Source organism: Streptomyces sp. NPDC051662, from assembly GCF_040681655.1.
Classification (GTDB): Bacteria; Actinomycetota; Actinomycetes; order Streptomycetales; family Streptomycetaceae; genus Streptomyces.
This window is the reverse complement of the sequence record NZ_JBFAZD010000010.1, coordinates 187929-205106: the sequence shown is the minus strand read 5'-3', so window position 1 is coordinate 205106 and position 17178 is coordinate 187929. Positions and strand designations below refer to the sequence as shown.

Genomic DNA, 17178 nt, shown 5'->3' with positions numbered 1-17178 from the left:
GGGCCGGACCGGTGGGTGCCTCGACAGCTCTCCCGGTCCGGCTTCTTTCGAGGGAAACTCGCTACAACGGTAGCGAGTTTCATGGTCTGTGCGTAGCGTGGCCGGTGTCGAGGCACCCAGCCACACCGTCTGGTGAGGCTGTCACCACATACATGTTCGGGAGAGCACACTCATGCAGGAACACAACCCCGACCCGTCGTCCCCAAGCGGGGGAGGCGTCCTGGCCCGCCCGGTTCACCGTCCCCCCGTGGCTGGGGGTGTGGAGACCACCTTCGTGGTGAGCCCGCCCCGCCCCGAGGGTGCGGTCAAGTCGTGGCGCCGGATGATCAAGGCGGTCGACCCGGGGCAGAAGGGCGCGTTCGCGCTGGACGGGAAGTTCCTGGAGCCGGGGATCGCGTACGCGGTGAGCACCGGTGCCGTCGTCGTCACGGTGGACGAGTACCCCGAGCACCGGCAGGTCGTGATGGCGCGTGTAGGCGTGGCTGGCCTGGAAACCGAGAAGGAGTGGGCGCTGAAGGCGCCGCTGGGCAAGCGGGTCACCGATTTCATCGGCCGCCGCCTTCCCGCACGGGCCGCCGCCCACATCGCGGTGCGGATGGACGCGGTGCCCAACGGGTTCGCCGGTTGGTGCGCGCTGTGCCGCAACGAGGTCGCCGCCCGCGCGGGACGGCTCATCGCCGTCGACGGGTACGAGCGCAAGCGCCCCGCACACCTCGTGGGAGCCTGCCTGCCGCCGCCCCCGCCGCCGGAGGTGATCGCCCCGAACCGGCGGGCGGAGCCATGCCTGCTGTGCGGGATGTGGGTGTACGCCGGGGACGGCGTTGCCCGCCTGCTGACCAGCCCGGAGGTGGTCACCGGGGCCCGATACCGGGCCGCGCACACCGCCTGCCCGCCGGACGGGACGCCGGGTCCGGCGAACCGCGAGGCCGGATGGTGCGGGCTGTGCCAGCAGCCGGTGCCGGCCGGGGCGGGATACTGGGACATCGACGAGCGGGAGGTCCGCCACCGGCCCGGCCGGTGCCCGGCCCCGGAGCCGGAGCAGGTGTGGTGGGCGCGGCGCCCGAAGGGCGAGCCGTGGCTGCGGGCCGGTGAGGTGCGGCGGGTACAGGTGGATCTGAGGCCCGCCCGGTTCGGCCGGGCTGTCCCGGACAACGACCCGGTGCCCGCGACGGTGGCCGGATTCCGGGTGCTGTCGCCCACCTACATCGAGCTGGTCGCGCGAGTCCTGGAGTGTTCCGAAGACGGCCGGCGGCAGTGGGCGCGGGTCCGGGCCGCCACCGGCGCCGAGGCGGTCGAGCTGCTGGCCGCCGAGGGAGCCCGGGAGGCGGAGGCGGAGCCGGCGGGCTCCCTGCTGCGCGGGTCGTTCAGCGCTGAGGTCCTGGGGGGTGTCAAGCCCTGGCTGGCGGAGATCACCGGACGCGACCCGGAGTTCGGCTGGGAGAGGGCCTTCCAGACCGCGCACGTCGACTACACGAACTCCAACCGGAAGGGGACCCGGGGCGCGGTGTACCACTGGTCGCTGAAGCCCAACCGGGTGTACGAGAGCGAGTACCCCCTCTCCCGGACCCGCAGCGTCCGGGAGTACCTGATGGTGGACGCTGACGGCGACCTCCGCACGATCAGCACAGAGGAAGTCATCGCGTGGCTGAACTCGGGGCCGACGTGGCCCGCACACTGAGCAAGCACAAGCGCGGGCTCGGGATGGACGTGCTGACTGCCGCCCGGCGGCGGGTCCGCACGGTCTTCCAGCAGTTCCCCGTCGTCTGCGTCTCCTTCTCCGGGGGCAAGGACTCCGGGGCCCTGTTCGAGCTGGCCGCCTGCGAGGCACGGGCCCAGGGCCGCCGCCTCGCTGTGCTGATCGTGGACCTGGAGGCCCAGTACGCGCACACGATCGACTACCTGCACATCATGCTGAAGCGGCACGAGGACGTCATCGACGTCTACTGGGTCGCCCTCCCGCTGAACCTGCGTAACGCGGTCTCCGTGTACCAGCCCCAGTGGACATGCTGGGACCCGGACGCCCGAGACATGTGGGCCCGCCCCCTGCCCGAGCACCCCGGCGTCATCTCCGACGAGGACTACTTCCCCTTCTTCCACCGGGGCATGGAGTTCGAGGAGTTCACCCCGGAGTTCGGGAAGTGGCTGTCCGACCAGCACGGCGGGCGGATGACCGCCTGCCTGGTCGGCATCCGCTCGGACGAGTCGATCAACCGATGGCGCACCATCGCCCGCCGGGACAAGCGCACCCACGAGGGCCTTCAGTGGACCACCTGGATCGGGAACGCCGTCTACAACGCCTACCCCATCTACGACTGGCGTACCGAGGACATCTGGACGTACTACGGCGCCGAGCAGGTGCCGTACAACAGGATCTACGACCTGATGCACCAGGCGGGGGTGAGCATCCACCAGGCCCGGCTGTGCCAGCCCTACGGGGACGACCAGCGCCAGGGCCTGTGGCTCTACCACATCCTGGAGCCCGAGACCTGGTCCAAGCTCGTCGCCCGCGTGCAAGGAGCCAACTTCGGCGCCCGCTACGCCCGGGAGACGGGGAACATCCTGGGCCGCATCAAGATCACCTGCCCGCAGGGGATGACCTGGGAGGACTACTACCACTTCATCATCGGCCAACTGCCGCCGGACGCCGCCGACCACTACCGCACGAAAGTCGCCGTCTTCCTCGACTGGTACTCCGTGCGCGGCTATCCGGGCGGGGCCATCCCCGACGACGGCCCGAACAACAAGACCGTGCCGAGCTGGATGCGGATCTGCAAGACGATCCTCAGCAACGACTACTGGTGCAAGGGGCTCTCCTTCTCCCCGCCGGCCAGCAGCGAGACGTACAAGACGTACCGCAAGAAGATGGACATCCTGCGAAAGGAGTGGGACTACCGTGGCACGGTCTGAGACCCGCGTGATGACCAACACCGACCCGGACTTCTACCCGGTCATGGGCCCCTACCTCGCCAACCGGACGGTGGCGAAATCCCTGGGCGGACCGATCTGGGACGACCAGGGCAAGACCTGGACCGTCCGCCTGGACGAGACCGGGCACGCCCTCGGGTTCGTCGCCATCACCGCCCGCGGCAAAATCGAATCCCTCTACACCCTCCCCGGCCGCGACCAGCTGCGCACCGCTCTGGTGAAGGCCGCGGTCAAGGCCGCCGGGGACCGGGAGCTGACCGCCGTGGTCTCCCACTCCCGCGTCGCCGCCCACACCGCCGCCGGGTTCACCGAGACCAGCCACACCGCCAACTTCACCCACATGATCCGGCCCGCCGGCGGGGGGACCTCGTGACCGACCACCAGCAGACCACCCTGGACGACCTCGACCCCGGAGCGGACGGGGAGACGGAGGCGATCCTCGCGCAGGCCCAGGCCCTGTTCGCCCGGCTCGACGCCCTGCCCGAGAACGAACGGATCGACACCGTCAACAGCCTGCGCCTCGCGCTGCACGAGCACTCGCCCCTCAAGGACCAGCCCATCGACTGCGTCGTCTGGGTGGAGTCCGACGACATCGCGGGCAACGCCTACAACCCCAACCACGTCGCCGACCCGGAGATGGAACTCCTCGCACTGTCGATCCGCCAGGACGGCTACACCCAGCCCATCGTCGCCTGGCCCGTCGACGGCGCTGGCGGATCCCGGTACGAGGTGGTCGACGGATTTCACCGCCACCTCGTCGGCAAGAACGACCAGGCGGTGAAGACCGCCGTACGGGGCCGACTGCCGGTCACGGTCATCGGATCGGACCGCACCGGCAAGCCCGACCGGATGGCCTCGACCATCCGGCACAACCGCGCCCGCGGCGAGCACGCCCCGGCCAAGATGGCAGACATCGTCATCGAGCTGGCCCGGCTGCGCCGGACGGACGAGTGGATCGGCGAACACCTGGGGATGGACGCCGATGAGGTCACCCGCCTCCGCACGGTCACCGGCATCGCCGAGCAGTACAAGGACCGCACATACTCACAGGCGTGGGAGGCCGACATCTCCGCACCCGACCCCGAATTCGGTGAGGAGGACACGGCACCGTGACGCAGACGGACCAGACGCCATCCGGGCAGCCACCTCTGCCCGACTACCCCCTCTCGGTGGCCCGGATCGCCCGGGCCCTCGGAGTCCACCGCCGCACTCTCCAGCGGGCCCTGCTGAACGATCCCGCTGCCCCCGACCCCGCGGACCACAACGACCGGGGACACCCGCTCTACCTCCACCAGCCCGTCGCCGACTGGTGGCCAGAGCGGCGCCAAGGCGGACGCCCCCGGAACGGGCCTCCACCCCAAGCAAGCTGAAAGGCCCGGGTGCTCAGGAAGTGAACTCCTGGGCACCCGGGCCTTTCCGGCGGAGCAGCCCTCTACGGAGCGAACACCTCCCGCTCCATGAACCGCCGCCCGCCGCAGGTATCGCACTCGATCACCCTGGGGTTCGTGGAAATACGGGTTGGCGATCCGCCGCATCCTGCGGGACGCCGAGGCTCCTCCGTACGTGCCGAACTTGCCTGAACAACCCGCAGATACAAGTGCGGACGCTCATTCGGCACCCGAGACAACGTGCGCCTGCTCCGGCTTCCCACGGTGAGTAGCAGGGAGACCCACCCCGCAGCCTGCGCCCGCCCGGGCCGCGGGTTGTGTGGGGGGATGTCCGCCAGGCAATTGCGGGCAGAAGGCTGGTCAGCTGCCGATTCGGTCGCCCTGACCTGCGACGGACCCGGCTCTCGCTGGGCGGCGGCAGGAGTGCTCAACGGGTTCGAAATGCCCCGCGAAGCCGTGGACTTTATCCACAGGCCCGCGCTTCGAGGATGTGAAAAGCACAGAAGCCCGGGCGCTCCGCTCGATGGCCTCGATGTGCTGTGCATCCTCGGAGGCTGATCTCTTTCATGCGTAGAACCCGACTCAGCGTGCTGCGACGCGTTGCCGCGACGGCCGTCGTCGTTGCGGCGACCGGAGCGATCGCAACCCCGAGCGCGATGGCCGCGGGCAACGAGCCCGCCTCCAAGCCGTCCTCCACGAGTGCGCCGGACACCGCGGTAACGATCGAGGCTGGAACGGGCGGTGCGAAGGTCGAGGTGAAGGACGAGCCGACGAAGCCGCCCGTCACCGAGCCGGGCCCGGACACCCCGGACCCGGGGGTCGATCCGGGTACCGATCCGACCGGCCCGCCGACGGACCCGGGCACGGACCCGACGGACCCGCCGACGGACCCGGGCACCGATCCCACGGATCCGCCCACGGACCCCGGCACCGATCCGACCGATCCGCCCACGACGGACCCGACGGACCCGCCCACGACGGACCCGACGGACCCGCCCACGACGGACCCGACGGACCCGCCCACGACGGACCCGACCGATCCGCCCACGACGGACCCGGGCACCGACCCCGGCCCGAGTCCGACGCCGAGCACCGGCGGCGGCGCTGACAAGGGCTCGTCGGGCTCCGGCGGCTCCAAGCCGAACGGAGGTGCATCGGACAAGGCCGGCGCCCAGGGCTCGGTGTCGGTCACTCCGGTGGCGAGCGGGAGCCTGGCCCACACCGGTGCTGACGGCACGACCGTCCTCGGTCTCGCGGCCGGCGGTCTGGTCGCCGCAGGTCTGGGGGCGCTCGGCATCACCGGTTACGGCAAGCACCGTGCCGGCCGCAAGCGCCCCAACTCGGCCTGACTTCAGCTGGGCCGCAACCCGCATCGGCCCGGGCGGCTCGGTGCCGGCCGCGGATCAGCCGCGGCCGGCACCGATGACTGCCCCTCCGCGGCCGGCCCGCACGTCGAGGCCGGCTGCCATGGGGGTGGCGCCGGAGAAGACCTCCACGTACCTGCCAACCCTCGCCCCCGCGAAAGGCGCCTCGTGAACACGCAGAACCTCGCCGCCACCCGACTCACCCGCCTCCTCCACCCGGATGCGGCCCCCGCGCTGGGGGCGTTCCTCCCGGCGGGATTCCCCAACTGGACCGCGGGCATCGACCTCTTGCACTCCTTCGCACAGCACGGCGCCGCAGTGCTCGAAATCGGTGTCCCCAGCGCCTCACCGGTCCTGGACGGCCCAGTCATCTCCGCCGCCTACGACCGGGCGCTGCGGCAGGGCGCGCGCATGACCCACGTGATGACCACCGTGCGGCACGCTGCCGAGAGCGGCGCGCCCGTCGTGGTCATGAGCTACTGGTCGAGCGTGACCGATTTCGGAGTCCAGCGGTTCGCCGACGAACTGGCCGACGCGGGCGCCGCGGGCGCGATGATTCCTGACCTGCCCCTGACAGAAGCGGGCCCGTGGCTCGCCGCCGCCCACGCCGCGGGCATCAGTACCCCGCAGTTCGTCCCCCGCGACGTCAGCGACGCCGACCTGACGCAGCTCGGCGCAGCGGCCTCCGGCTGGATATACGCCCCGGCAGTCGCCGCGACGACCGGGTACCAGGGAGCCCTGGATCTCACCGGGATGCAGCACTTCACCCGCCGGCTGCGCGCTCGCACCGAGCACCCCATCGTCGCCGGCATCGGTATCTCCACACCCATCCGAGCTCGGGCGATCGCCCCGCTCGTCGACGGCATCGTCATCGGATCACCCCTCGTGCGGCCCCTGCTCGAACACCCCGGAAAGTCCGGCCACACCCAGGCCACCGCCCAGGTCCGGGCGTTCGCCGACGCGCTGCGCGACGCCGCGCCCGCGGCCAACCCACGCTCCACGGCCTCCGCGTGATCCGCGGCGGTCCGCCAGACCCGTACACCGAAACGAGGCACGATCCGTGAAACACCGCTCGCTCCCCGGCAGGCTGCTGGCCGGCCTCGTCCTGACGGCAGCCGCGCTGACCGGGTGTTCCGCCCAGGCCCCGGAGCTCGGCGACCGCTCCCACTCAGGTGCGAAGGCCCCGGCCGGCGGTGACTCCACTTCGGCGCTCCAGTCCCTTCAGTCCCTCCCGGTCAAGGGCCGCGCGCCTCAGACCGGATACGACCGCGACGCCAAGTTCGGGTCCGCGTGGTCGGACGCCACCACCGCTCCCGGATCACGGAATTCGTGTGACACGCGCGACGACATCCTGCGACGCGATCTGACCGCCGTCACCCACAAGACGGGCTCGACCTGCGTGATCGCCTCCGGCCGCCTGGCCGACCCCTACACCGCGACCACCGTCAACTTCGTGCGCGGGCCGCACTCCGCGGCCGTGCAGATCGACCACGTCGTGGCACTCAGCGCCAGTTGGCGGACCGGCGCCGCGCGGCTGTCCCAGGAGCAGCGCGAGGCACTGGCCAACGACCCCCTCAATCTGATCGCCTCCTCGGGCCCGGCCAACCAGCAGAAGTCCGACTCCGACGCCGCCGACTGGCTGCCCTCCAACGAGGACTTCCAGTGCACGTACGTCGCCCGCCAGGTCGCGGTCAAGGCCAAGTACCGTCTGTGGGTCACCGCCCCGGAGCGAGACGCGATGAACCGGGTACTGGCCATCTGCCCCGGCCAGCCGCTTCCCACGGACACCTCCGCCGGCGTCATCCTGCCCACGTCGTAGAAGGACCCGCCATGCCCCCGACCCCACCCCAGCAGCGCCGCACCGCACCGGCGCAGCTGCGTCCGCCTCGCCAGCGCCGCCCTCCACTGTCCCCGCGGCCCCATTGGCAGAACCTCTTCCTCGCGCCCCGGTACTCCGATCCACGCATCCAGCAGGAAATCGACGAGGAGTTCGACGAGGGCGCGGCACCGCGCCGCACCTACCGGCGCTGACCGAAGGCCCCTTCCTCCGGCGCCGCGACCGCGGCGCCGCCCCGTTCCGCCCTCGGGCACAGGAGTCCCACCCGCACCACGTCAGATGGGGGAGTCGCATGTCCACCGCCACCCTGGAACCAGGTCCGCCCCGCCTTCCCTGGCCGCCTCCCGCCGCCCTCGTCGTCACCGATCCAGCCGAGGGCCGCCCCAACCAGAGCGTACGGAGCGGACTTCGGGTCCTTCGCGTCCTGCACGAACTCGGCCCCTACGAGGAGCACCAAGTCGCCGAGATCGCCGAAGCCGCAGGACTGCGCGGACCCCACGTCTCGCGGCTGCTCGGCGCCGCGGTCGCCGAGCAAGTCGCCGAGCGCGGCAGCCGGCACGGGGCTTACCGGCTGACCCGGGCCGGCCGCGCGCTGCTGGACGTACGCGCACCCGGCCCCGTCCATCCCCGCATCCGCGAAGTTCTCACCACCCTCCACGAGGAGACCGGCCTCGCGGTCGCCTACCACCAGCCGGGATGGCGGCTGGGCACCGGGCTGCGCCTGGAGCTCGTCGACGCCCTGTGCCCGGCCCACCCCGATCTGCATCACGCCGTCAACCAGCAGCATGACGACATTCGGCACAGCGCCGCCGGCCGCGCCGCTCTGGTCTGTCTCCCGCCGGGCATGACCACTGGGCCCGACGACCGGCCGATCACCGTCCCCGCGGCCATCCGCGAGGCCGTCGCATCCAGCCACGTAGCCGCCTCGCGCACCCTCTCCACGCAGTCCCTGGCGACCTGCGTGCGCCGGGCGGGCGCGGTCGTCGCTGTCCTCACCGTCCTGGGCCACACCGCGGCGTTCACCGAACCGTTGCGCGTGCAGGAGTACGCCGTCCTGCTGCGCCGCGCCGCGCAGCGCTTCACCGCTCCATCCCCGTCGGCCGCTGTGACTGCCGGCGCCCGCGGACTCCCAGGCACTGCGCACCACGACAAGTCCGCAGCTTCGCGGCCCGACCTCTACGCCGTCTGAACCGCCGCTCCGCAAGCGCACGGACGGCGCCTCGGACACGACCGCGTCGGGCTCGCCGGCCCCGAAGATTCCTCCACGGAATCACTTCGAACCTAAAGCCGTGCCTGGGCGGGCAGGGACGGCCGCCGTCGGCCTCGCCCGCTCGTAGGTTCGTGAATGTCCCGCTCACACGGGACAACAACCACCACGAGGAGGTGAACGATATGCGTCCGCTCCGTCAGACGAACCGTCCGGTCTAACCGGACCGAGCAGCACCCCCAGTGAGCATCCCGCCGGGCTCTCCCCGGCGACGAGCTCCCCTCGAAGGCGGCCGAACCCCAGCGGATCGGCCGCCTTCGTACGTCCGCCACACCGTCCGCGCCCAGCGCGACCGCTCTGGAGAACCGGCCATGGCCACCACCCATCCGCCTGTCGGCACCCCGACATCGGCGCGCACCAGTCCCTCCACCCGCACCGTCATCACCGCACTGATCGGCGGAACGCTCCTGCTCAAAGCCGGCGGCTTCTGCTGGGACTTCCTGGGCTACTACATCTCCGACGGCGCCGGACACGGCACAACCGCGGCCGGGGCCGGACTGACGCTGTTCGGCATCGGGTGGTGTGTGGGCCAGGCGTTCTCGGGCGCGCTCACCGACCGGCTCGGCCAACGCGCCGCGCTGACCCTGCTGATGAGCATCTCCGCACTCGCCTGCTTCGCCCTGGCCTTCACCAGCTCGCTGCCGGCGCTCCTGGCGGTCTCGCTCTTCCTCGGCTTCACCATGGAGATCCAGCGGCCCGCGGTGTCCGCCACGATCAACGACAGCATCACCAGCGAAGCCGGCCGTACCCGTGCCCAGGGATGGGTCTACTGGTCGATGAACGTCGGAATCGCCGTGTGCGGCGGCCTGGGCGGATACCTCGCCCACCACCACGGCTACCGGATGCTCTTCGTCGCCAACGGCGTCGCCTGCATCGTCTTCGCCCTCATCGCCAGACGCGTACTGGCCCCGCGACCGCGTGCGGCCACCAGGCCCACTTCTCTCACCTACCGGCAGGTCCTGGCCGACCCCAGCCTGCGGTGGATCACGGTGGCTGCGGTCGGCGCGATGATCTGCGCCTACGGTCTGGTCAGCGTCCTGCCCCTGGTCATGACAGACGACAATCTCCCGCCCACCAGCTACGGCACCGCGATGATCTCGAACACCGTGGCGGTCCTCATCCTCAGCCCCCCGTTGATGCGGGCCTTGGTCGGACGCAATGAGGAGATGCGCTATCCGCTCGCCCCTATCCTGGCGGTCGGCAGCCTGATCCTCGGCGCCGGCATGGCGTTCGCCGCCCTGCAGCACACCACCTTGGGGTACTCGATCGCGGCCGTTCTGATCGTGCCCGGCGAGATCTGCTACAGCGTCGCGATCGGCGCCTACGTCTCCAAGGCTGCTCCGCCCGGCGCGACCGGCCGTTACCAGGCCGTCCTCAGCGCCGCGGCCGCCGCTGCGTCCCTCCCGCCGCTCGGGATCGCCCTCGCCCTCAACCTGGGCGGCCGGCCCTTGGTCGCGGCGATCCTGGCGCTGAGTGCCCTGACCGCGGCAGCCGCCTGCCGCCCCTTGGCTCGCGCCCTGCGGACACCTGCCACGAATCCGTCGGCGGGCCCTCTCCACGACAAGGAGCAGGTATGACAGCGAAGTTCACCAACATCCCCTGGCCCGCGAGCGACCGAGACCCTTCCCTTCAGCGGCGCCCGATCACGCCGGGCGGTGAGGAGCAGCGTCCCGACCCGGACACCCCGCCAGCCGCCCCCGCGGCGCCGGCCGCCGCCCGCTGAACCGAGCCCCCGTGGGGCCGCCGAGCTCCGGCGGCCCCACTCGGCTGTCCCGGTCACCCCGCGCACGGCAGAGGCTGAGTGATCCACAGCCACCAGGCCGCCAGTCCCAGAGAGGCGGAGGTAAACCGTCTCCAGAGCCGGCGCCCGGCCGCCGCGCGAGGGCGCTACGTGGACAAGGGGGTGGAGGCGGGCAGCAGCGCGAATCCGGAGCAGTCGCTGCGGGGGTGGGCGCAGTGCTCGACGCTGTACGCCTCCGGGCACACGGCGCACGTCGCGAACGCGCTGCCGCCCTTGTTCCGGCAGTTCGTGTCGTCGCACACCGTGCAGGGCTCGACGAGCATCGTCACTCCGGGCAGGGAGGCAATCAGCTGCTCACCGTCCATCGGGCGCAGGAGCTCGGTCAGGTGATCCAGCTGCTCGTCCGCGAAGCCCTCGAAGTCCAGGTCGGGCGTCACCGCCCCGTCGGCGTGGTGGGCGCTGGCCAACTCGGAGAAGTGGGTGCCGTTTTCGTCCCACAGCGTGCGGAAGACGACACGGGCGACGGGTGCGTTGCTCGCCAAGGGCTCTTCCTCGGCGATGGCCGGGAGGGCAGCCACAACCGCGTGCGTGAGGGCCGTCTGCGTGCGCTGGATCCGAACCGTGTTCAGGGCGCGCTCGATGCCGTCCAGGATCTTGTCGTCGTACGCGGTGAGGGCGGGCTGGGGGTCCTGCGGGTCGAAGGCGGGCGGCTCGCCGTCGTCGTTCTTCTGCTCCGGCACGAAGTCGGGGGACAGGGCGATGACCAGGGTGTCGCCGAACCTCGGCGCGTGGAAGTCGGAGACATCGTCGAGTTCGTCGCCGACGGCGCCGGTGAGATCGCCGGCCGCCACGGTGTGCGGGCCGAACACGAGCAGGGCGCCGTCGCCGGCCCAGGCCAGTCCCTCGATCTCGTCGTGTTCCTCGGTGATGCGGAAGTCGACAGCGTCCGGCCGCTCTCCCGGCGAGAAGTGCTCGATCAGCGCGGTGCGCAGGCGCTCGAGCAGCGCGTCGTCATACAGGGGCTGTCCGGTGGTGCCGAGGTCGGTCAAGTGCTGCTCCTGGTGCTCGGGGATGGTGGGGCCCCGGCCGGTCGCGGCCGGGGCGTGGGGGTGTGCGGTGTCAGCGGGGCAGGGCGATGGTGATCTCTTCGCAGAAGGAGGGCGCTTCGAAGTCCGTCAGTTCGATGAGGGCCTCGGCGACGGTGCTGTAGGAGAAGTCGCAGTTGGGTTCGGTGCGGCCGCCGAAGTGGAGCTCACCCCAGTCGGACCAGTCGTGGGCTCCGTCGTTCTCGTTGGTGTAGTGGAACGTGACGGCGTCGGGCTGGGGCCGGTCGTGGTCGGTGAACCACTCGACGAGGGCCTCGCGCAGCGCGGTGAGCAGATCGTCGGGAACGGGCCCGTAGGTGAGCGACATCGGCTCGCCGAGGGGCCTGCCCTTGCGGTCGTAGCCGCAGAAGTCGCACCGCCGCGTCTCCCGGGGAAGGTCTTCGGCGCAGCAGTCAACGTTGCGGCACTTCCACAGCACGCCGGCCGCGTAAACGGCGGCGCGGATCGCCTCTGCCTGGTCGTCGGTGGCGTTGTCCAGCAGCTCGGACAGTTCAAGGGTCGGCAAGGGGCGTCTCTTTCGTTCGGGGGCAGGGCGGAGCGCGCCGGGGCCGGGGCGGGCCCCGGCGCGGTCGTGACGGGGGTGGGTCAGGCGGTGGTGAGGATTTCGCCCGGGCGCAGGAACCGGCCGGTGTCGATGAAGTGCTGGCGCGAGGGGGACGATTCGGTGTCGAAGTCGCCGTAGTGCCCGGGGGAGGGATCGCAGCCGCAGGTGCACGGCGGCATCGGCTCGCCCTGTCCGGCGCGGGTCAGGTGGCAGCCGCCGCAGTCCTTGTCGGTACTGACGTTCTCGAAGGCGCAGGCGCACGACCAGGGCTCGCAGTCCTCGCACTGCGGCCATTCCTCGTGCGGGTTGCGGCCGAGGTCGACCCCGCAGTCCCCGCAGACGCCCCAGATGAATCCGTGGTCGTCGGTGGCTGCGATGACGATCGCGTAGAAGTCTCCGCCGGAGGCGTCCGGAAGCGCCAGAGCGTTGAGCGTGATCCGCGACAGCAGGATCGGGTTGGGGACGCTGGAGCGGGAGACGACGGCGTCGGCGGTGGCCAGCAGGGCGCGGGCGGTCCAGTCGGTGAGGCGGGCGAGCAGCAGGGTGATCATGGTCAGCCTTCCTGCTCGGGGAGGCGGGCGGCCAGGTCGGCCACGACGTTCTCGGCCTCCGCCAGCACCGCCTGCTCGCGGCGCAGGTCGTTGTAGGCGCCTGCGACGGGGAGCCCGGGGTGGCTGTCACGCGCCTCGTCCAGGAACTCAATGTCCGGGTCGGCGTCGGGCTCGTCCCAGGACTGCTGCTCCTCGCACCACTCGCGGAAGAACGGGAGGGTTTCGAGACGGCGGCGGGCGTCGCCGATGTCCTCGCCGTTGACTACGAACAGGTAGGGCGCCTCACCGTCGTGCCGTTCGGTTCCGGCGACGGAGAGGGTGAACACCTGCCCGGCGACCGGCGGACCCGCCAGTTCGCGAAGGCGGCCCATGACCTCGTCGAGCATGTTGCGGGCGTCGTACGCTTCGGCGTCCAGGTCCTCCTTGTAGTCCTCGTACTCGTAGGGGACCTGCTCCCCACGGTCGGTGTACTTGGAGGGGATCCAGACGCCATTGCTGTCGTAGTACCGGTCCAGCACGGCCTGGTGACGGGCGGCCTGCTCCTGGTACGGCGCGATGAGCTTATGGATTTCGCCGATGAAGTCGATAGTCGTGGCCAAGCGGAGATCCTCACTCGCGGGGACAGGGCGCCGGGCGCGTAAGTGCGTCCGGAAGGGGCGGGCCGGGATGCCGACGCCGAGCCGGGAGCCAGGCGGTCCGGAAGAGGTCCGGACCCAGGTGCTCCGGGCGGGAAACCCACCCCCTTTGACAAGTAAGATATTACCATAGGTGGGCCTGTTTGGCCAGGTCAGAAGGGGTGTCGGGGTCCCGGGGGGAGACCTCTCGCAGCCTGGCGGGACCGCCCGAAAACCGCCGGCGCCAGCACTGTGTCCCAGACGGTCGGGGGCCGCGATCGCCGTCAGGGCGACCTCTTCCACCTCGACCCGCCGCAGGCCCTGGAGGGCTTCCTGCCCTCAACGCGATGGCACACTGGTGGACCCAACTGGCCTATCGCACAAGGGAATTGAACTAGTGTCCGAGACCTTCCCCGCCGCCAACACCGGCTCCGGCCCCGAGATTCGCTCCGGCGGCTGCCTTCCCCAGTGCGGAAAGGTCCGCTTCACCGTCACCGGCCCGGTGGACGACCCGCACGTCTGCGCCTGCGAGCACTGCGCCAAGCGCTCCGGCGCGCCGTTCCAGTGGTGGCTCGGCTTCCCGATGGCCGGGCTGAAGTGGACCGGTGCCGAGCCGACCTGGTTCGACACCCACCCCGGCAAGACCGCCCGCGGCTTCTGCGGCGCCTGCGGCACCCACATCGCCGCCCGCGACTACGGCGACACCAAGGCCATCGGCATCCTCGCCACCGCCCTCGACCACCACGCCACCGACCCGGCCCTGGTACCCACCAATCTGAACCGGCTCGCCGAGGCCGCCCCCTGGCTCGCCCAGTACGACAACCGGCACGTGGCGGCCGGCTGACCCCGGGCCCTACGGGGGAGCGCTCGCAGCGTTTGCGCAGCAGACCGAACTGTCCAGGGTCTGCCTGGTGAACTCGCCGCGCAGGACCTGCTCGTCACGGGCACCGCCCACGTGAGTCAGGGATCAGGTGCCGCTGCGCCCGGCATCGAAGCCGGCGCGGGACTGGGCCGGGAAGGCGTGCCCAGAGGCCGGACGGCTCGGTGGCGGAGGCGGCACTCCTGGTGCGTGCCGAAAGCAGAAAGCGCCCGCGGCGAGCAGGAACTGCTCGCCGCGGGCGCTGTCCGCGCGTGCCGAGGGGCCGGCGCGGGCAAGAAGTATGCAGCCGGTCAGCTCTCCTCGGCCGCGGATTCGTGCGGTTGCTCGCCGGCGCTGTCGTCCGGGGTTGCCGGCTGGCTCCGCTCCGCGCGCTGCGCCCGGGTGCGGTACCGCTGGATCGTCTCAAGGAACCAGTAGGGCCGGTCCATCTCGTCCAGCCCGTCCGGCGCGGGGAACGAGCGTTCCGCATACACGCCCGGCGTCGCGTACTTTTTGACGGACCTCTCCTCGAGACCGGTCAGCTCGGTGACGTGGGGGATGTAGTAGCGCCGGCGTCGGCTGCCCTGGCCCGGGTGCAGAGTCGGCTTGACCGGCATCCAGCGCCCAGGCTTCTTCTGCGCGATGCGCTCCTGGACCTCCGGGACGAGGTTCCCTTCCTCGTCCATGAATCCGACGGCCTGGCAGTAGGCGACGAAGACGGTCCGCGGATAGCGGGGGCGCGCGTCGTCCGCTTCGGGCACCGCGATCTTCATGGCTTCGGCGACGGCCCTGAGCGGGGAGGCCGGCGTGGTGGAGCGGGCGAGCTCCCTCGGGTTGCGGTGCCACCGCGCCGCGGCCTGGCGGCTTACACCGACCTCGCGGGCCATGTCGCTCAGGCTCATGGAGTTGTTGCTGGTCACGGTGCCTTCCTGTCTTTCATGTGTATGTCCGGGGCTGAGATTACGGCAGTGGTGTCCCCTGCCGGGCATTGTTCGGTGCGCTGCTGGGCCGCGGCCACACCATGGGCGACGACCGTCGCCCCGCGGGGCCCGTCGGTGAGCAGCCCCAGGTCCTTGAGGCTGCGGACGGCCTGCTGCGCGCTGGTGACGCTGTACCCGTGCTGCTGGGCCAGGGCCCGGGCGGTCGGGAACTCGGCTCCCGCCGGGTAGGCGCCGGAGTTGATGAGCTCCGTCAACCGCTGTGCCAGCCGGCGGTAGGCGGCCGTGCCGAAGTGGCTCGCCGCTGAGGTGTCCGGTGCGGCCGCCGGCTGTACCGGGGTGAGATCCAGACCCGGCAGCGCCTGGGCCGGCACGGCCGGGGTCGAGGTGACCACCACCCCCCTCCCGCCGCGGCCAAGCAGCCCTTCGGCCTCCAGCAGCTCCTGAGCCCGCTGGACGGTCTTGAGCCCGACTCCGTACGTCGCGGCGAGTTCGCGCTGCGGCGGCAGGGAGCTCCCGGTGGCGAGCTGGCCGGCGCGGATCTGCTCACGCAGCAGATCGGCCAACTGCACATGGACCCTGCGGGTGTCGGGGCTCACCCGCGCTCCGGGGCCGGCTTCCTCGCCGGACCAGACCAGGCCGTGGTGCAGGACCAGCGCGTAGCGGGCCGGGCCGGCGGACAGCGGGAACTCCTGGGCGTAGCCGTTGTTGCGTGCTGCGGCCGTCGCCAGGGCTGCGTCGCGGCTCGGGCGCGTCAGGACCTGCTCCGAGGCGGGCAGCCACACGGCCCAGGGCTGATCTACGGGGCCGATGTGATTGGGGACGCTGTCGAACACGGGGGCCTTCCAGGGCGTGCGGTCACTCGAAGGTGAGGTCATGGCAGAAGCAGTCGGAGCGGGTGCACGGCAGCCGGCCGTCCTCGGTCAGTCTCCGGGAGTGCGCGGTGTCAGAGTGTCCGCAGAGGCAGGTGGTGCAGGGCCTCTGGCCGGATTCCTCGCGGCGGGCGTCCCGTTCGGCGAGTGCGGCGCAGCGGTCCCTTTCGGCTTCGGCCTCGGCCAGCAACGCGTGAAGGCCCGCTTGGTCGAGCGGGCCCCGCAGGTCGGTGGTGTCGATCAGCGACAGGGCCCGGCCCAGGGCCGGTTCGCGCTGGATGTAGTCGAGCAGTAGCTGCGTGCCGGCGGCGAGCGTGCCGGCGCGGAGGGACTCCTGGGCGTACGTCGGGGCGGGGGTGGTCGTTTCCGTCATGGTGTTCTCCTCGGTTCCGGGGCCGGCCGCGCGAGGGCGGCCGGCCCCGGCAGGCGGGTCAGCGCAGGATGCGCTGGGCGCGGGCAGCGGTGAGCCAGGGCCCGAACTGCGAGGTGATGCCGTCGTACAGCGCTGTGTCGGGCACGTTCTGCGGGTCGGGCGCGGGGAAGTGGCTCGCGTTGTCGACGGGCCGGCCGGTCAGCTCGTCGAGCTCGCGCAGGAAGTCGATCTTGCCGCCGTAGCCGACGAACGCGAAGAACAGGGGGGATTCCGCGGCCGTGCGCAGGCTCGCCTCGGCGGCGTCCTTCTCGCTGGGCCCGCCGTCGGTCTGGAAGACGACCAGGGCCGGTATGCCCTGGGCGTGGGCCGTCGAGCCGAGGTGGAGCTTGGTGACGTATTCGATGGCCGTTTCGTAGTGGGTCTGACCCATGTGGCCGAGCAGCTGGTGCGCGGCCTCGATCCGGCCTTCGTAGTTGCCGAGGCTGACGTCCGTGGTGCCGTCGATGTCCGTGGAGAAGAACACGACCGGCACCTGGCCGTCGTCGTCGAGGTTCCGCGCCAGGCCCAGGACCTGCTCGGCGAGGTACTGGACGCTGCCGGCCTTGTAGTGCGGGCGCATCGAGCCGGAGCGGTCCAGCACCAGGTACACGGCGGCCTTCTGGCCGCTCAGCCCGTGCTTGTTCAGGCTGACGGCGGCCTTCTTGGTGAGGTCGATGACCGAGGACCGCTCCACCGACACCGGGGCGGGCGCGGGCTGGGCGGGCGTGGTGCGGGAGAACAGCTTCTTGAACATGGGGCT

21 protein-coding genes are annotated in these 17178 nt (G+C 71.3%); 13 read left to right on the top strand and 8 right to left on the bottom strand.

The window, feature by feature from the left end; genetic code table 11:
• Window positions 1–247 precede the first annotated feature (247 nt).
• From AB0M67_RS19050 to AB0M67_RS18995, 12 genes are all read left to right on the top strand, one after another.
• Window positions 248–1678, top strand: a complete 1431-nt coding sequence (locus AB0M67_RS19050; protein ID WP_365746812.1) for a hypothetical protein — start codon at window positions 248–250, stop codon at window positions 1676–1678.
• Window positions 1642–2907, top strand: coding sequence for a DUF3440 domain-containing protein (locus AB0M67_RS19045; protein WP_365746811.1), 1266 nt, complete (start codon window positions 1642–1644; stop codon window positions 2905–2907). The genes AB0M67_RS19050 and AB0M67_RS19045 overlap by 37 nt, the downstream gene beginning before the upstream one ends.
• Window positions 2894–3298 (top strand): hypothetical protein, encoded by a 405-nt coding sequence (locus tag AB0M67_RS19040; RefSeq protein ID WP_365746809.1) that lies wholly within the window; start codon window positions 2894–2896, stop codon window positions 3296–3298. The genes AB0M67_RS19045 and AB0M67_RS19040 overlap by 14 nt, the downstream gene beginning before the upstream one ends.
• On the top strand, window positions 3295–4038 hold the full coding sequence (locus tag AB0M67_RS19035) for a ParB/RepB/Spo0J family partition protein (RefSeq protein ID WP_365746806.1): 744 nt from the start codon (window positions 3295–3297) through the stop codon (window positions 4036–4038). Before AB0M67_RS19040 ends, AB0M67_RS19035 begins: the two co-directional genes overlap by 4 nt.
• On the top strand, window positions 4035–4295 hold the full coding sequence (locus tag AB0M67_RS19030) for a hypothetical protein (protein ID WP_365746804.1): 261 nt from the start codon (window positions 4035–4037) through the stop codon (window positions 4293–4295). Before AB0M67_RS19035 ends, AB0M67_RS19030 begins: the two co-directional genes overlap by 4 nt.
• 584 nt (window positions 4296–4879) lie before the next feature.
• The gene (locus AB0M67_RS19025; protein WP_365746802.1) at window positions 4880–5662 is read left to right on the top strand and encodes a hypothetical protein; all 783 of its coding nucleotides are present in this window, start codon (window positions 4880–4882) and stop codon (window positions 5660–5662) included.
• A gap of 183 nt (window positions 5663–5845) precedes the next feature.
• Window positions 5846–6691 (top strand): tryptophan synthase subunit alpha, encoded by an 846-nt coding sequence (gene trpA, locus AB0M67_RS19020; protein ID WP_365746800.1) that lies wholly within the window; start codon window positions 5846–5848, stop codon window positions 6689–6691.
• Window positions 6692–6737: 46 nt separating this feature from the next.
• On the top strand, window positions 6738–7496 hold the full coding sequence (locus AB0M67_RS19015; RefSeq protein ID WP_365746798.1) for an HNH endonuclease family protein: 759 nt from the start codon (window positions 6738–6740) through the stop codon (window positions 7494–7496).
• An 11-nt stretch (window positions 7497–7507) separates the two neighbouring features.
• Entirely contained in the window at window positions 7508–7708 is a 201-nt protein-coding gene (locus tag AB0M67_RS19010) for a hypothetical protein (RefSeq protein WP_365746797.1), read from the top strand.
• Between the two features lie 98 nt (window positions 7709–7806).
• Window positions 7807–8703, top strand: coding sequence for a hypothetical protein (locus AB0M67_RS19005; protein ID WP_365746795.1), 897 nt, complete (start codon window positions 7807–7809; stop codon window positions 8701–8703).
• Window positions 8704–9092: 389 nt separating this feature from the next.
• On the top strand, window positions 9093–10358 hold the full coding sequence (locus tag AB0M67_RS19000; protein WP_365746793.1) for an MFS transporter: 1266 nt from the start codon (window positions 9093–9095) through the stop codon (window positions 10356–10358).
• On the top strand, window positions 10355–10504 hold the full coding sequence (locus AB0M67_RS18995) for a hypothetical protein (RefSeq protein WP_365746791.1): 150 nt from the start codon (window positions 10355–10357) through the stop codon (window positions 10502–10504). The genes AB0M67_RS19000 and AB0M67_RS18995 overlap by 4 nt, the downstream gene beginning before the upstream one ends.
• Before the next feature lie 164 nt (window positions 10505–10668).
• Here the strand turns inward: AB0M67_RS18995 and AB0M67_RS18990 are convergent, their stop codons facing one another.
• The 4 genes from AB0M67_RS18990 to AB0M67_RS18975 form a co-directional block, all read right to left on the bottom strand.
• Entirely contained in the window at window positions 10669–11571 is a 903-nt protein-coding gene (locus tag AB0M67_RS18990; RefSeq protein WP_365746790.1) for a hypothetical protein, read from the bottom strand.
• Between the two features lie 70 nt (window positions 11572–11641).
• Window positions 11642–12133: a hypothetical protein gene (locus tag AB0M67_RS18985; protein ID WP_365746788.1), complete on the bottom strand. Its 492-nt coding sequence runs from the start codon at window positions 12131–12133 to the stop codon at window positions 11642–11644.
• Window positions 12134–12213: 80 nt separating this feature from the next.
• The gene (locus AB0M67_RS18980) at window positions 12214–12723 is read right to left on the bottom strand and encodes a hypothetical protein (protein ID WP_365746787.1); all 510 of its coding nucleotides are present in this window, start codon (window positions 12721–12723) and stop codon (window positions 12214–12216) included.
• Between the two features lie 2 nt (window positions 12724–12725).
• Window positions 12726–13322 (bottom strand): hypothetical protein, encoded by a 597-nt coding sequence (locus tag AB0M67_RS18975; protein ID WP_365746785.1) that lies wholly within the window; start codon window positions 13320–13322, stop codon window positions 12726–12728.
• A 412-nt stretch (window positions 13323–13734) separates the two neighbouring features.
• On the opposite strand from AB0M67_RS18975, the gene AB0M67_RS18970 reads away from it, so the two are divergent.
• Entirely contained in the window at window positions 13735–14181 is a 447-nt protein-coding gene (locus AB0M67_RS18970) for a GFA family protein (RefSeq protein WP_365746782.1), read from the top strand.
• A gap of 326 nt (window positions 14182–14507) precedes the next feature.
• Here AB0M67_RS18970 and AB0M67_RS18965 read toward each other — a convergent pair whose 3' ends face one another.
• The 4 genes from AB0M67_RS18965 to AB0M67_RS18950 are packed head-to-tail and all read right to left on the bottom strand — an operon-like array spanning window position 14508 to window position 17172.
• Window positions 14508–15116: a hypothetical protein gene (locus AB0M67_RS18965; protein WP_365746780.1), complete on the bottom strand. Its 609-nt coding sequence runs from the start codon at window positions 15114–15116 to the stop codon at window positions 14508–14510.
• Window positions 15113–15970: a GntR family transcriptional regulator gene (locus AB0M67_RS18960; protein WP_365746778.1), complete on the bottom strand. Its 858-nt coding sequence runs from the start codon at window positions 15968–15970 to the stop codon at window positions 15113–15115. Before AB0M67_RS18960 ends, AB0M67_RS18965 begins: the two co-directional genes overlap by 4 nt.
• 22 nt (window positions 15971–15992) lie before the next feature.
• On the bottom strand, window positions 15993–16379 hold the full coding sequence (locus AB0M67_RS18955) for a hypothetical protein (protein WP_365746776.1): 387 nt from the start codon (window positions 16377–16379) through the stop codon (window positions 15993–15995).
• A 58-nt stretch (window positions 16380–16437) separates the two neighbouring features.
• Window positions 16438–17172, bottom strand: coding sequence for a VWA domain-containing protein (locus AB0M67_RS18950; protein ID WP_365746773.1), 735 nt, complete (start codon window positions 17170–17172; stop codon window positions 16438–16440).
• Window positions 17173–17178: the final 6 nt, after the last annotated feature.

What these genes read in the sequence shown, in the direction of transcription:
- AB0M67_RS19025 (WP_365746802.1), top strand. Translation starts at nt 4,880, where the DNA reads ATGCGTAGAACCCGACTCAGCGTGCTGCGACGCGTTGCCGCGACGGCC.
- AB0M67_RS18995 (WP_365746791.1), top strand. Translation starts at nt 10,355, where the DNA reads ATGACAGCGAAGTTCACCAACATCCCCTGGCCCGCGAGCGACCGAGAC.
- AB0M67_RS19000 (WP_365746793.1), top strand. Translation starts at nt 9,093, where the DNA reads ATGGCCACCACCCATCCGCCTGTCGGCACCCCGACATCGGCGCGCACC.
- AB0M67_RS19010 (WP_365746797.1), top strand. Translation starts at nt 7,508, where the DNA reads ATGCCCCCGACCCCACCCCAGCAGCGCCGCACCGCACCGGCGCAGCTG.
- AB0M67_RS19005 (WP_365746795.1), top strand. Translation starts at nt 7,807, where the DNA reads ATGTCCACCGCCACCCTGGAACCAGGTCCGCCCCGCCTTCCCTGGCCG.
- AB0M67_RS18950 (WP_365746773.1), bottom strand. Translation starts at nt 17,172, where the DNA reads ATGTTCAAGAAGCTGTTCTCCCGCACCACGCCCGCCCAGCCCGCGCCC.
- AB0M67_RS18955 (WP_365746776.1), bottom strand. Translation starts at nt 16,379, where the DNA reads ATGACGGAAACGACCACCCCCGCCCCGACGTACGCCCAGGAGTCCCTC.
- AB0M67_RS18980 (WP_365746787.1), bottom strand. Translation starts at nt 12,723, where the DNA reads ATGATCACCCTGCTGCTCGCCCGCCTCACCGACTGGACCGCCCGCGCC.